This window comes from Halorubrum tebenquichense DSM 14210 (assembly GCF_000337415.1).
GTDB classification, from domain to species: domain Archaea; phylum Halobacteriota; class Halobacteria; order Halobacteriales; family Haloferacaceae; genus Halorubrum; species Halorubrum tebenquichense.
The window spans coordinates 1-13,050 of record NZ_AOJD01000031.1 but is presented as its reverse complement, the minus strand read 5'-3'; the positions used below and the strand labels follow the sequence as shown (position 1 = coordinate 13,050).

At 70.3% G+C, this 13,050-nt stretch carries 13 protein-coding genes and 1 tRNA gene; 6 read left to right on the top strand and 8 right to left on the bottom strand.

Translation table 11 applies throughout. The annotated features are described in order from the left end of the window. Positions 1-46: 46 nt before the first annotated feature. The 5 genes from C472_RS05345 to C472_RS16890 all read left to right on the top strand — a co-directional run bounded on the left by C472_RS05345 (position 47) and on the right by C472_RS16890 (position 2,830). Positions 47-1,042, top strand: coding sequence for a class I SAM-dependent methyltransferase (locus C472_RS05345; RefSeq protein WP_006628784.1), 996 nt, complete (start codon positions 47-49; stop codon positions 1,040-1,042). Positions 1,043-1,164: 122 nt separating this feature from the next. Next, entirely contained in the window at positions 1,165-1,386 is a 222-nt protein-coding gene (locus C472_RS05340; RefSeq protein ID WP_006628783.1) for a hypothetical protein, read from the top strand. Continuing rightward, complete coding sequence (locus tag C472_RS05335; RefSeq protein WP_006628782.1) at positions 1,373-1,762, top strand: hypothetical protein; 390 nt, start codon at positions 1,373-1,375, stop codon at positions 1,760-1,762. Before C472_RS05340 ends, C472_RS05335 begins: the two co-directional genes overlap by 14 nt. Before the next feature lie 563 nt (positions 1,763-2,325). Beyond that, positions 2,326-2,398: transfer RNA gene (locus tag C472_RS05330), tRNA-Thr, on the top strand. A 300-nt stretch (positions 2,399-2,698) separates the two neighbouring features. Continuing rightward, positions 2,699-2,830, top strand: a complete 132-nt coding sequence (locus C472_RS16890; protein WP_006628781.1) for a rubrerythrin-like domain-containing protein — start codon at positions 2,699-2,701, stop codon at positions 2,828-2,830. A gap of 36 nt (positions 2,831-2,866) precedes the next feature. On the opposite strand, the gene C472_RS05325 is transcribed toward C472_RS16890, so the two are convergent. The 3 genes from C472_RS05325 to proS all read right to left on the bottom strand — a co-directional run bounded on the left by C472_RS05325 (position 2,867) and on the right by proS (position 7,093). Beyond that, positions 2,867-4,129, bottom strand: coding sequence for a helix-turn-helix transcriptional regulator (locus C472_RS05325; RefSeq protein WP_006628780.1), 1,263 nt, complete (start codon positions 4,127-4,129; stop codon positions 2,867-2,869). A gap of 108 nt (positions 4,130-4,237) precedes the next feature. Next, positions 4,238-5,458 carry a hypothetical protein gene (locus tag C472_RS05320; protein ID WP_006628779.1) on the bottom strand — a complete coding sequence of 407 codons (1,221 nt, stop codon included), beginning with the start codon at positions 5,456-5,458 and terminating at the stop codon, positions 4,238-4,240. Positions 5,459-5,617: 159 nt separating this feature from the next. Then, on the bottom strand, positions 5,618-7,093 hold the full coding sequence (gene proS / locus C472_RS05315) for a proline--tRNA ligase (protein ID WP_006628778.1): 1,476 nt from the start codon (positions 7,091-7,093) through the stop codon (positions 5,618-5,620). 150 nt (positions 7,094-7,243) lie between these two features. On the opposite strand from proS, the gene C472_RS05310 reads away from it, so the two are divergent. After that, positions 7,244-7,843, top strand: a complete 600-nt coding sequence (locus tag C472_RS05310) for an NUDIX hydrolase (RefSeq protein WP_006628777.1) — start codon at positions 7,244-7,246, stop codon at positions 7,841-7,843. A gap of 27 nt (positions 7,844-7,870) precedes the next feature. Here C472_RS05310 and C472_RS05305 read toward each other — a convergent pair whose 3' ends face one another. The 5 genes from C472_RS05305 to C472_RS05285 form a co-directional block, all read right to left on the bottom strand. Continuing rightward, positions 7,871-8,077 carry a hypothetical protein gene (locus C472_RS05305; RefSeq protein WP_006628776.1) on the bottom strand — a complete coding sequence of 69 codons (207 nt, stop codon included), beginning with the start codon at positions 8,075-8,077 and terminating at the stop codon, positions 7,871-7,873. Positions 8,078-8,596: 519 nt separating this feature from the next. Next, the gene (locus C472_RS05300; RefSeq protein ID WP_049906346.1) at positions 8,597-9,109 is read right to left on the bottom strand and encodes a DUF371 domain-containing protein; all 513 of its coding nucleotides are present in this window, start codon (positions 9,107-9,109) and stop codon (positions 8,597-8,599) included. A 96-nt stretch (positions 9,110-9,205) separates the two neighbouring features. Beyond that, positions 9,206-10,036 (bottom strand): amidohydrolase family protein, encoded by an 831-nt coding sequence (locus C472_RS05295; protein WP_006628774.1) that lies wholly within the window; start codon positions 10,034-10,036, stop codon positions 9,206-9,208. A 95-nt stretch (positions 10,037-10,131) separates the two neighbouring features. Beyond that, positions 10,132-11,319: a redox-regulated ATPase YchF gene (locus tag C472_RS05290; RefSeq protein WP_006628773.1), complete on the bottom strand. Its 1,188-nt coding sequence runs from the start codon at positions 11,317-11,319 to the stop codon at positions 10,132-10,134. Positions 11,320-11,768: 449 nt separating this feature from the next. Beyond that, complete coding sequence (locus C472_RS05285) at positions 11,769-12,878, bottom strand: OBG GTPase family GTP-binding protein (protein WP_006628772.1); 1,110 nt, start codon at positions 12,876-12,878, stop codon at positions 11,769-11,771. Between the last annotated feature and the right edge of the window lie 172 nt (positions 12,879-13,050).

The following is a 13,050-nucleotide window of genomic DNA, read 5'->3' as shown; positions in this document are numbered from 1 at the left end:
CCCGCGAAGCGTCACCGTTTATTCGCTCGCCCGCCTCCCTCCGACGATGAGCGTCCCCTGCGTCGCCGTCGCCCGCGAGCGCGGCGAGACCGTCCGGAGCCGCCTCGCCGACGCCGACGCCCTCGACGGCGACCACCAGATCGCCGTCGACGGCGACACGATCTACATCCCCGTCGTCGGCCGCGAGCGGGTGCCCGCCGACCTCGCGGACCGGATCGTCGAGCGCGACCCGGCGGCGCGGGACCGACCGACGACGCCCGCGGAGATCCTCGGCTTCGAGCCCTCGCTGGAGCGGCTCGGCGACATCGTCATCGTCGACGAGGACGACGACGAGCGCGCCCGCGAGATAGCCGACGCCGTGATGGCGGCCGACCTCCCCTGCGACACCGTCCTCAACCGCGCCTCGCCGATCGAGGGCGAACTGCGCGTCCGGCAGTGGGACGTACTGGCCGGGAACGGCACCGAGACGGTCCACCGCGAGTACGGCCACGAGTTCCTGTTGGACGTGGCCGCGGTGTACTTCTCGCCGCGGCTCGCGACCGAGCGACACCGCGTCGCCGAGCAGGTCGCGGCGGGCGAGTCGGCGATCGACATGTTCGCCGGCGTGGGCCCGTACGCGGTCCCGATGGCGGCCCGCGGCGCGGAGGTGGTCGCCTGCGACCTCAACGAGCGCGCGGTGGAGTACCTCCGCGAGAACGCCGAGCGGAACGGGGTCGCCGACCGCGTGACCGCGCTCGCGGGCGACGTGCGGGAGATCGCCGACGAGTACGCCGACACCGCCGACCGGCTGGTGATGAACCTCCCGCACTCCGCGGACGAGTTCGTCGACACCGCGGTCGCGCTCGCCGGGGACGACTGCGTGGTCCACTACTACGACATCCAGCACGAGGACGACCCGTTCGGCCCGGGTCGCCGCGCGATCGAGGCCGCCGCGGGCGACGAGTACGCGGTCGCCGTCGAGACCGAACGCGTCGTCCGGTCGTACGCCCCCCACGAGCACAACGTCTGTCTCGACGTCCGACTGACGCGGACCGGCGACTGACGCGCTCTCCCCCTCGCAGATCTCCACTCACTTCTTCCGCTCTCTCCTCGCTCGCCTTCCGACGCGGGCACAGACACGTCAGGGCGTTCACTTATGAGTGTTACTCTCTGTCATACACTCGTATGAGCGACGCCGAAGACCCCGAAGAGCGGATCGACGAGACGACCACTTGGCCGGAGCTGGCGATGGGCCTGTACGACCGGCTGACCGGCCGGAACGCGGAGATACACTACCAGTTCGAGGACATGACAGTCGAGGTGCCAAGCGGCACGGGCGAGGACGCCGAGCACGCCGAGTGGCGCGTCGACGGCGGTGTCCGGGTCACGACGAGTGAATCGGAGTGAGTCGGCGCGGCAGCTCTCGGTCGAGACCGAGGACCTGACGCTGTCGGTCGACGGCGTCGACGCGGCGGTCCACGCGACGGGTCACCGGATCTTCGTCGAGGTCGATAGCGTCCGCGAAGCCCTCCGCGTCGCCCGTCGGCTCCCGGACGACGCCGTCTCGGACCGCGCGGTCGCGGAACTCGTGCGCGGTGGCCTCACCGCGGAGGTCAGAGTCCGCGGCCGCACGGTCGCCGTCGCGGGGGCGGACGCGCGTCCCGGCCCGCTCTCGCACCGCCTCGGCGTCGCCCCGGCGGAGCTGCGGCTCGCGGGGGCGGTCGGCGTGGGCTACGGCGGCCTCTCGGCGGCGGTGCGCCGAGCGCAGCGGCTGTTCAGGTGACGTAGATCCCTCGCGGACCGTCGCCGCCGCTCGCGAGGACGTCGAGACAGCGAAACCGCCGCGCCGTCCCGAGGGGGGTCGGGGCGGAGCGGCTGGGGGCCCGTCACATGACAAGCGGTCGCGGCGGAAGTCGTCGGGCCAGAGGCGATTCTGCGCTTGGCGCGTCGGAGACGCGATTCGCGGTCGCCGCGACGGAACGCTGATGGGGATGACGGCCGCGCCGGGTCGCCGTGGGGGAGGCGACCGGCTGAGCCTTCGTCGCCCGGTACGGGCTTCGACCGGGCACGCACCGCCGGGGGAGTCGATCCCCGCCGTCTCGGCACGCGGGCGGTGTCATCACGCTCAAAATGAGGTCCGAACAGGTATTTAGTCTTTTTCCTTATATTCTGCCATTGTATTCGAACTTCTTTGGCGTGTTCACACAGAATATCGCTGCTCCTGTGACGAACATGTTGAAGATCGCGGTCGCGCTGCCGGGTTTTGCCCTCGCGGACGGTGGGAGTGATCCCCGTCCCGTCCCCGTTTCGGAACCCTTATTTTTCCGTCCGGGAATTATTCGATGCGCCGGGGTAGCTCAGCTGGCAGAGCGATTCCTTCGTAAGGAATAGGTCGAGGGTTCAAATCCCTCCTCCGGCTCTTCTGACGGAACAACGTGGAGTCGAAGAGCTGCGGGAGAGATTTAAATCAGGGAGAGCGAAGCGGAACGACCGTGGTTCACAGTCCTCTGGTCCGGCTTACTTCTTCGAACCCCTGACGCTGACTAGTGCTCTGACGAGATCCACGCGGGTACACCCGCGTTTGTCTTCCGCGTTCCGTCCTGATCGCACCTACCGTCGACGATACCGATCATTCGTCCACCGATCTGACTGATCGTGATCATACTCTCATAGGAATATTAGGCGTGCGACTATGTGACATGGGCACGTAGCGACTGATATGCGACCAGAGACCGACCACGTCGAAGAAGAAGTGTACGAGTGTTTCGAATGCGGCCGGCGGACGGACTCGCCCGGCCAGTGCGAGTGCGGCGGCGAACTGCTCCACATCGGCCACTCTCGGGACCTGTGACCGGCGTCGGTCGCTCCCGAGCCGCGACCGCTCCGCTCAGTCGGTCCCGGTAGCGTCGGCTTCGCCCGGGTCGTCGTCGTTGCTCTCGGATCCGCCGTCTCCCTCGCCGCTCTCGTCCCCGTCGCTCTCGTCTCCGTTCGCGCTCGGGTCGCCCTCCGGGTCGTAGTCCGGCAGCGAGAGGACGTTCTCGCGGCCGAGCCGGAACCCGTCGAGGTCGCCCTCGTCGCGTAACCCCGTCACCACCTGACTCGTCTTCGCGGCGGTCCAGTCCAACTCCTCCGCGACGCGCTTCTGTTTCATCCGGCCGCCCTCCGACTCGACGAGCCGAAGCACCTGCTCCTCGTTGCTCAGCAGGTCGCCGTCGACCGGGGGCGCGTCCTCCGACTCGGCCGAGTCCTCCTCCTCGTCAGAGGCTGAGTCGTCATCCGCGGCGGCCGCTCCCGCGCCCGCCGTCTCGTCCACGCTCGGATCCGCGCCGCTCGCCGCCGCGTCGTCCGCTGCGGCGTCGCTCGCTGCCGCGCCGCTCGCGCCGGCCGCCGGGACTCCTGCGCCCTCGCCGCCGTCGCGGATCCGGCGGCGGTAGGCGACGGCTCCGCCGGCGACGACGAGGACGCCGACGAGCGCGAGGAGTCCGGCGGTCGGGGCTCCGGCGAGCGGCCCCGCGGGGGCGACCGCGATCCGCGGCTGGCCGGCAGAGAAGTCGACCGGGCCGTTCCAGACGACCGACCGGTCGCGGACCTCGCTCGGCTCCGGGGTCGTCTCCGCGAGTTGGTACCCCTCCGGCCACGAGAGGATGAGCGACGAGGAGTCGTCGAGGAACAGGCCGTCGACGGCGTCGCCGATACGCATCTGGTCTCCGTCGACCGCGGCGAAGTTGGTCCACTCGAACCGGTAGGTCAACACGCCGTACGACTGCGGGAGCTCGCGGCGCTCGGCCGTCACGGTCGCGTTCGACACGGTCATGTTGCGGCCGGTCGCCTCCTCGGCGGTCGCCGCGGTCGAGGCCATCCGGTCGCGGAAGCGGCTCGTGTACGCTTCCGTGTCGTTCTCGACGTCCGCGCGGAGCTCCTCGAACGCCCGCTCCTCCTCGTCGGTGGCGAGCCGGATCCGGTACTCGACGGTCCACCGCGCGTCGCCGTCCCGTTCGACGGCGACCTCCATCGACACGTCGTCCGGCTCGACGTCCATCTGCGCGAAGCCGCCCTCGAACGGGACCGCGCCCGCGCCGCCGGCTCCGAACGCCAGCCCGGCGGCTCCGAGGAGCGCGACGACGACGAGAACGACCGACGCTCGCTGCACAGCCGAAGTCACAAGAGCCGTCGTGAAATTCCTTCCCATCCGCTACCGACCCGACTCCACGCCGCACCCCGGGCCCGATCTCCGCCCGAGGTCACCGTCCGGCGTCGCTCACGCGCTGAGGCGCGGCCCGCCGAGGGCCACCGTCGAGACGACCGTTACGCGATCGACCGACGCGCGGGCGTCGTCGCCGTCCGTCCCGTCGGAGCCGGAACCGTTCGAACCGCGGGGGGCGGCACCCCTGGAATCGCCGGTGCCGGCACCGTCTGAACCCCCGGAACCGGCACCGCTTGACCCGTCGCTGGACCCGTCCGACCCGCCGGCAGCGTTACCGCCTCCCGGCGGGTCGGACGGGGCCGAGCCGTTCGCGGCGTCTGAGCCGTCTCCGCCCGTCCCTTCGGGCGGACCGTTGCCTCCGGGCGGGCCGGCCGACTCATTGCCGGAGCCCGGTCCAGGCGCTCCGACCGACCCGTTTCCGGGCGTTCCGACCGATCCGTTTCCGGGCGGTCCGACCGATCCGTTTCCGGGCGTTCCGACCGACCCGTTCCCCGGCGGTCCGACCGATCCGTTCCCCGGCGGTCCGGCGGACCCGTTCCCCGGCGGTCCGGCGGACCCGTTCCCGGGACCGTTACCTGACGGACCGTTCCCCGGGGACCCGGCGTTTCCCGGCGGTCCCCGCTCGGTCCCGTTGCCCGGCGGCCCGCGGCGGGCCGGTCCGACCGGCCCCCCGACGCCCGGCCCGGCCACGCCGCGGGCGATGGCGGCGACCGCGGGACCGCGGAGCTCGTCCGCGCGCTCTCGGAGGGTCGCCAGGCGCTCGTCGTCGACGCCGCGCTCCTCGCGGACCCCGGTCGGGAGCGACGCGGACGCGTTCGCGGTCCGGTTCAGCCCGCGGGAGAGCGACTCGATCCGGGCGGTCGTCGACGCCATCCGCGCGGCGTACGCTCCCTGACTGAGTTCGCCCGCGTCGCGCCGCTCCTTGAGCTCCCGCTGCCGTTCCTCCAGTTCCGCGAGCCGCTCCTCGGTTCGGTTCAGTCGGTCCGCGACGACGTCGGCGCGGCTCTCGTTGCTCTCCGACTCCCGGAGCGCGACCTCGAAGGCGCGCGACTCGACCTCGCCGTCGATCTCGGCACCCTGAACGCCGACCACGCCGGCGAGCCGTTCGCCGGGGCTGAGGTCGGCCGTCCCGTTCGCGCCGCTCTCGTTCCCGGTCGCGTTCGTTCCCGGATCGGTCTGTGGGGTCACCGCGCCCCCCGGCGCGGCGGCGGCGGCCCCGGCGACCACCGCCGCGGCGACGAGAGCGACGAGGAGACTCGCGATCCATCGGTTCATCACCAACCCGTACACGCTCGACGCCCATATACCCGGAACTCCGTTAAGCCGGATCAACGCGGATTAATCGCCGGACGCGGCGGTGATGGACGCGATCGGACGCCGACGCGAGTCCCGCGCCGCAGCCGAGGGGGAAAAGAGGAGAGAGGCGTCGCGGGGTCAGTACGTCTTCGCGAAGTAGGCCGTCCGCTCGGCGTCGTCGTCGCACATCGCGCACGTCTCGTCGCCGTCGCCGTCCGCGATGGGGTCGTCGTCCTCGAAGGGGACCATCACGATCTCGGCGGCCAGCGGCTCCTTGATCGGCTCCTCGCAGGCCTCGTCGCCGCACCACGGGGCCTTCACGTAGCCGCCGTGCTGGCCGAGCGTCCCGAGGATGTCGGCGCGGTCGTCGGCCTCGCGCACGCCCTCATCGAGGGTCTCCTCGGCGGTCGCGTACAGCTTGGCGTACACCTCGTCGAACTGGTCGCGGACGGTCTCGGCGACGCCGTCGCGGTCGACCTCGACGCTCTCGCCGTCCGGCCGGTGTACGAGGGTGAGCTCCTCGTCGTCGACCTCGTGTGGGCCGATCTCGATCCGCAGCGGGATCCCGTTCAGCTCGTGTTCGTTGAACTTGAACCCGGGGTTGCGCTCGTCGCGGTCGTCGAGTTCGACGCGGATCCCGGCGTCGTCGAGGTCGTCGGCCACGCCCTCGGCGTAGTCGAGCACGTCGTCTTTCGTGTCCTCCTGCCAGATGGGGACGACGACGACCTGCGTCGGCGCGACCGTGTGCGGGAGAACGAGCCCCTGCTCGTCGGAGTGGGTCATGATCAGCGCGCCCAGCGCCCGCCACGAGAGGCCCCACGAGGTGGTGTGGGCGGTCCGCTCCTCCTCGTCCTCGTCGGAGTAGGTGATGTCGAACGCCTCCGCGAACGACTGGCCGAGGTGGTGGGACGTGCCCGCCTGGACCGACTTCCCGTCGGGCATCAGCGCCTCGACGGTCGTCGTCGTGTCCGCGCCCGGGAACTTGTCGTGGTCGGGCTTCTGTCCCTTCAGGACCGGCAGCGCGAGCAGGTCCTCGTAGACGGACTCGTACTGGTCGAGCCGCGTCATCGTCTCCTCCCACGCGTCCTCGCGAGTCGCGTGCGCGGTGTGACCCTCCTGCCAGAGGAACTCCTTCGTGCGGAAGAACGGCTTCGTCTCGGTCGCCTCCCACCGGACGACGGAACACCACTGGTTCACGCGCAGCGGGAGGTCACGGTGGCTCCGCACCCACTGCGAGATGTACGGCGTGATGATCGACTCGGAGGTGGGCCGGACCGCGAGCCGCTCTTCGAGCTCCTCGTTGCCGGCCTCGTCGACCCACGCCACCTCGGGGTCGAACCCCTCGACGATGTCCTTCTCGCGTTCGAGGTACGACTCGGGGATGAACAGCGGGAAGTAGGCGTTCTGGACGCCGGTCTGCTTGAACTTCGCGTCGAGGAAGCCCTGGAGCCGCTCCCAGACCGCGTACGCCCGCGGTCGGGTGACGATGAAGCCGCTCATCCCCTCGGGCCCGTAGTCGGCTAACCCCGCCTTCTGTACGACCTCGGCGTACCACTCGCCGGTGTTGTGCGTCTTGGACTCGGTGATCCCGAGCTCCTGGTCGTCGTCGCTCATTACTCCCGAAAGCGGGTGTCGCGGGCTTAAAAGGTCCGAACCCGACCGCCGCGTCGCCGTTCGGGGCTTCCGCCGCCCCGTTAAATGTTCACGTCCCGCGCGGGCGGAATCCGCGGAAACGTTAACCCCCTCGCGTCGCCTACCTCGCCCATGGACCTGTCGGGGCTGCGCCGGCACAACCCGCGGTCGCTCGCCGGGCGGCGGGAGGCGGCGGTGTTGGCACCGGTGATCGCTCGCGGCGGCGAGGCCCACCTCCTCTTCACCAAGCGGGCCGCCCACCTCGGCGAACACCCGGGCCAGATGAGCTTCCCCGGCGGCGGCCGCGAGCCGATCGACCGGACGCTGACAGACACCGCGTTACGCGAGGCCGACGAGGAGGTCGGGATGCGACCGAACGAGGTCGACGTCGTCGGGCGGATCGACGACACGCGCACGTCGAGCAAGTACGCGGTCCGCCCGTTCGTGGGGGTCGCGCCCGACCGCGAGTACATCCCGGACGAGTCGGAAGTCGCGGAGGTGGCGGTCCTGTCCGTCGACGCGCTCACCGACCCCGCGAACTACGAGTCGGAGCGTCGGGTCGGCCACCCGGAGTACGGCGACCACCGCGTCCACTACTTCCACGTCGACGGCTACACGGTCTGGGGCGTGACGGGCCAGATGGTCGTCCAGCTGTTGGAGCGCACGACCGACTGGCGCGCCCCCGCGGAACCCGACCGCGTCGTCGGCGCGGACGCGGAACTGCCGATATAGGGGTTATACGTTCTGTTGAACCACCGTTCAGACGAGTCCCGTTACACCAATACACAAGAACAGCACACCCAACCCGCGATACAGCCAGACGGGAGTGTCGGACTCCTCGGATCGGTCGGAAGACGACCGCCGGAGGAACTCGAATCCGAACGCGTGGATTCTCTTCGGAAGGACGACGTAGGCGAGGCCGAGGACCACGGCTATGACGGATCCGGCCCACCACAGCGTATTCATACGCTTTTTTCACCGAGTGAACATATATGTCTGGTGGATAATCTGTGGCTCTGATTGGGTGGGAGTTTTCGGTAACGTCGCTCGGCCGTGCGTGATCGGTTTCGCCGAGAGTAGCTCCGTGACCGAGACTGCCGAAGCCCCAGCCGTGAGGCGGACGGACGCTCGTTGCGCGCTTCAGTCGCTCACTTCGTTCGCTCCTTCCAGTGCTTACGTCGCCTCTGTCCGCCTCACGGCTGCCCCTTCGAGTCCCACCCGCGACCGCACAGCACCTCACGCCTCCCCAGCCTCGTCAGTCGCCGTCGCTTCGCTCGGCGACTGACTCCCTCGCGCGTGCTGCCTCGCGGCCGCCTTCGGCGGCACGCTCGCAGGCACGCGCCACCGCNCCCCCCAGCCTCGTCAGTCGCCGTCGCTTCGCTCGGCGACTGACTCCCTCGCGCGTGCTGCCTCGCGGCCGCCTTCGGCGGCACGCTCGCAGGCACGCGCCACCGCACCGCAGATCGTCGGTCGTCGCGCATGGCGTCACTCTGCGGGGATCACTTCGAGCCGGAGCGTCAGGTCCGCACCGTCGGCCAGCGCCGCCACGAGGTCGCGGTCGAGGTCGGCCGCGGCCCCCTCGCCATCAACGAATATGGTGCGTTCGTCGTCGGTGTAGTCGCTCGTCCGCCCGACCATCGAGCGGTCGTCGACGAGCGCGAGGTCGGGGTCGCCGCGGCCGGTGATCGTCTCGCGGTGGGTCTCGTCGCTGTCGTCGACGACGAACGTCGCCTCTATCGTCGCGGCCGCGTCCCGACACGCCTCGCGGAACTCGGGGGCGAAGTCCCGCGGGGTGCGGTCCGCCTCGACGCCGACGATACAGTCGCCGGCGGGCGTGAGCCAGTCGTCGGTCGTGAGTTCGACGGTGCTCGCGTGCTCGGCGGTGACGTTCTCGTGGCCGACCGCGCGGACGACCTCGACGAGGGGGTCGTCGGAGGCGGCGTCCGCGTCGCCGGAGGCGGAGTCAGCCTCGTCGGTCTCGGCGTCTGCGTCGCTCATGTCGTCGCGTCCGCGCCGCCGCGGCAAGTGGCCGTCGGATCCGGCGCGCCGCGTCCGGGCTGCCCGCATCGCTCCGGGACAGACCGACGCCCCCTCTCAGACGTCGGCCCCCTCGGCGAGGGCGGGGACGAGGCGGGCGGGGTTCTTCGCCAGCACGCGGGCCATCAGGTCCTCGGAGACGTCGAGGGTGAGCACCTCCATCACGCCGACGTTCGGGTGGACGTCGGGCGCGCCGGAGCCGAAGAGGACGCGGTCGGGGTGTTCCAACACGCCGCGTTCGAGCACCTCGCGGTACCGCACCGCGCTCGTGTCGACGTACACGCGGTCGTGCTCGTCGAGGAGGTCGAGCGTCCGATTCATCAGCTCGGCGTCCAGCGGGTACCCGCCGAAGCTCCCGAGGACGAGCGGGAGGTCGTAGCCGAGCAGCTCCGTCTCCACCGCCTCGGGCGGGAACTCGCGGCCCGCGTGGACGAAGAGGGGGAGGTCGGCGTCTTCGAGCCGTGAGAGTACGTCCTCGTTCGGCAGCCCGTCGACGTGGGGCGCGAGCGTGAAGCCGTGGAACCGGTCGTCGTAGGAGTACTGCTCGACGTCGTCCGGGCGGGTGTGGTGGTCGTCGCGCTCGGCGCGGAGGTTCCGGACGACCGACGCGGGGCCCGTCCCGGGGTCGCGGGGCCCGTTGAGCCGGGCGAACGCGACGAACGGGCGGTCGATGGAGAGGCGCGCGACGGCGTTGTTCGCGCGGAGGTAGCTCCGTCCGGGGGGCCGCTGGCCGGGGCTCGCGACCGCGCGGACGATCCCCGCCTGAAGCATCTCGCGTTCCAGCCGCTCCGGGGAGATGTCCCGCCCGTGGGTGGCGACCGACGACTCGTCGGGGTCGAGGGTCGCGCGGGTGTCGACGATCCGGAAGTCGTGTTCGAGCCCGAGCATGGCCGCTCTCTACCGGCCCGTCTCGGCCGACCCGCATGTGCCTGTCGGTCGCACGGCGGCGGGGAGGCCGTACTCCGCCCGATATCCCGATCCGGTCACGGGCCCGCGGTCGAGACGATCTTGATAACGTCGCCCTCCGTCAGCTCGTGGTCCTCGCCGATCCGCCGCGAGGCGCGCGCGTCGACCGCGTGGAGGTACCCCTCGCCGATGTCGGAGTGGACCGCGTACGCGAGGTCCGGCGGGGTCGACCCCGCGGGCAGGAGGAACGCGTCCGGGAGGACGTTCCCCGTCCCGTCCGTCCACTTGCCGGCGTCTTGGACCGGATAGGCCGTGATGCGGTCGAGCAGGTCGTAGACCGCGGCGCTCAGCGCCGTCTGGACGCCCGTCCCGTCGTGGTCGGCCATCGACTCGCGGAGCGCGTTGAGGCCGGCGCGCTGGTCGTCGGAGACGTCGCCGACGATCTCGAACGACTCGTCGCCGGGGTCGTAGTCGACGACGCCGGCCTCCGCGGCGCGGCGCAGGGCGAGTTCGCCGTCGGCGGTGGCCGCGATCACCGGCTTGTCGGTCCCCTCGCGGATCCGGTCGACCGCGCCGTCGGGGGCCGCGTCGACCTTGTTCGCGACGACGACGATGGGCTTGGTGCGGCGGCGGACCGCCCGCGCGAGCGCCTCGCGGTCGTCGTCGGTCCACGCCTTCGGGTCGTCGGGGTATTCTAAGCCGCGGAGGACCCGCGCCACGTCGGCCTCGGTCGCGCCGAACCCCGTGAGCATCTCCGACAGCGCGGCCTCGAGGTCGAAGTCCGGCGACCGCGACTTCCGCTCGACGCTCTCCCAGTTGCGGTCGACGATGCCCGCGAGCCACAGGTCCATCTCCTCCTCGACGAAGTCCACGTCGTCGAGCGGGTCGTGGCTCCCGACCTCGACCGGCTCCCCCTCGGCGTTCGTCGCGCCGGAGGCGTCGACGACGTTCACCACCACGTCCGCGTTCGTCAGTTCGTCGAGGAACTGGTTGCCGAGCCCCTTGCCCTCGTGCGCGCCCGGGACCAGTCCGGCCACGTCGAGGAGTTCGATCGGGACGTAGCGCTTCCCCTCGCGGCAGTGCTCCGATCCGCAGCGCTCCTCGCGGTCGAGACACGGGCAGCGCGTCCGCACATGGGTCACCCCGCGGTTGGCGTCGATGGTCGTGAACGGGTAGTTCGCGACGTCGACGTCGGCCTCCGTGGCGGCGGTGTAGAAGGTGGACTTGCCGGCGTTCGGCTTGCCCGCGAGCGCGACCGTGATCATGCCGGAGCCTCGCGGCGACGCGAAAAGCGCCTTTCGGTCGGACACGGCAAAGCGACTGGCGGCGGCTACTGCGGATCCATCAACCAGTTGTGGTGGCGCGTGCCCGCGAGCGGTCGCCATCGGCGACCGCGAAACGGCACGCGCGAGGGAGTCGCTGGCGGTCGGAGCGAAGCGACGACCGGCAGCGACGAGGTTGGGGAGGCGTGAGGTGCTGTGCGGTGCGGTCGGGCGGGACTCGAAGGGGCAGTCGCGAGGGCGAAGCCCGCCGTGGCAAGCACCGCAGCGAGTGAGCGAACGCGAACGAGCGAGGAGCACAGCAAGGCGCGCGAGCCGTCGCGACTGGGGCTTCGGTGGTGTTCAGCGTCGATCCGCTATCGATTGATTACCACTGAACGGCGATGGCGTCAGAAATAGTCACGGCCCATCGCTTGCCGACAGCAACGCGAAAATCACTTTCTGGCGACGATCCGGAGTACGTCCTCGTCGGCCAGCTCGTGGCTCTTCCCGACCTGCTGGTCGTCGTGTTTGGCGCTCTCGCCGGACACCCGCGCGAACTTGAACCGCTCGTCGAACTCGCCGCCGAGCTTCTCGCAGGCGTCGCCGACGGTGTCGCCCTCGAAGAGGATGAGCGGCTCCTCGTAGTCGACGCCCCGCCCCGGCTTGTCCATGTAGATGCGGATGACGCCGAGTTCCTCCCAGAGCCGTTCCTTGAGGCCGTCGAGGCCGAGGCCCTTCTCGGCGGAGATGAACAGCACGTCGTCGGGGTCGAGGTCGCGGTCGCGGAGCTCCTCCTTGACGGTCGGGAGGTAGCTCTTGTCGATGAGGTCGGCCTTGTTCACCGAGACCATCGACGGGAGGTACACCCGGTTGTCCATCACGGCGTCGACGAGTTCGTCGATCGTGAGGTCGTGAGGGATGGTCACCTTCGCGTTGACGTAGCCGTACTCCCGGAGCACCTGCTTGACCGTCTCCTCGTCGAGGCTCACGTCGTCGCTCATCGTCACGCCGAGCCCGTCCTTGTGCGTCTTGCGGATGTTGATGTTCGGCGGCTCCGTGTCCAGCCGGATGTTGGTCGCGTACAGCTCCTCGCGGAGCCGGTCGTACTGCTCGATCTCGAACACCGAGAGCATGAACACGACGAGGTCCGCCGTCCGGACGACGGAGAGCACCTCCTTGCCGCCCCCGCGGCCCCCGGCCGCGCCCTCGATCAGCCCCGGCACGTCGAGGATCTGGATGTTCGCGCCGCGGTACTTCAGCATCCCCGGGTTGACGTCGAGGGTGGTGAACTCGTAGGAGCCGACCTCGCTGTCGGCGTTCGTGAGGGCGTTGATGAGGGTGGACTTGCCGACGCTCGGGAACCCGACCAGAGCGACCGTGGCGTCGCCGTGCTTCTCGACCGCGTAGCCGTGACCGCCGCCGGCGGAGGACTGGTTCTCCAGCTTCTCTTTCTTCTCCGCGAGCTTCGCCTTCAGCCGCCCGATGTGCGCCTCCGTGGACTTGTTGTAGGGCGTCTCGGCGATCTCCTCGCGGAGGGCTTCGATCTCCTCCTCCAGTCCCATTACACGTCTCTCGGCCGGTCGGCTCGTTAAAGGTGTTCCTTCGGCTCGCCGGGGCGGACCCGGCGTTCGCGGTCGACCGCGACTGACCGCGAACCGGCGGATCCGCCGCGAGAGTGGTCGGCGCGCCGATACTTCGACACGGTTATATCGGCGACGAGCAACTCTCAGACAC

Coding starts and splice junctions, on each gene's coding strand:
- C472_RS05345 (WP_006628784.1), top strand. CDS start 47: ATGAGCGTCCCCTGCGTCGCCGTCGCCCGCGAGCGCGGCGAGACCGTC.
- C472_RS05340 (WP_006628783.1), top strand. CDS start 1,165: ATGAGCGACGCCGAAGACCCCGAAGAGCGGATCGACGAGACGACCACT.
- C472_RS16890 (WP_006628781.1), top strand. CDS start 2,699: ATGCGACCAGAGACCGACCACGTCGAAGAAGAAGTGTACGAGTGTTTC.
- C472_RS05320 (WP_006628779.1), bottom strand. CDS start 5,458: ATGAACCGATGGATCGCGAGTCTCCTCGTCGCTCTCGTCGCCGCGGCG.
- proS (WP_006628778.1), bottom strand. CDS start 7,093: ATGAGCGACGACGACCAGGAGCTCGGGATCACCGAGTCCAAGACGCAC.
- C472_RS05310 (WP_006628777.1), top strand. CDS start 7,244: ATGGACCTGTCGGGGCTGCGCCGGCACAACCCGCGGTCGCTCGCCGGG.
- C472_RS05305 (WP_006628776.1), bottom strand. CDS start 8,077: ATGAATACGCTGTGGTGGGCCGGATCCGTCATAGCCGTGGTCCTCGGC.
- C472_RS05300 (WP_049906346.1), bottom strand. CDS start 9,109: ATGAGCGACGCAGACGCCGAGACCGACGAGGCTGACTCCGCCTCCGGC.
- C472_RS05295 (WP_006628774.1), bottom strand. CDS start 10,036: ATGCTCGGGCTCGAACACGACTTCCGGATCGTCGACACCCGCGCGACC.
- C472_RS05290 (WP_006628773.1), bottom strand. CDS start 11,319: ATGATCACGGTCGCGCTCGCGGGCAAGCCGAACGCCGGCAAGTCCACC.
- C472_RS05285 (WP_006628772.1), bottom strand. CDS start 12,878: ATGGGACTGGAGGAGGAGATCGAAGCCCTCCGCGAGGAGATCGCCGAG.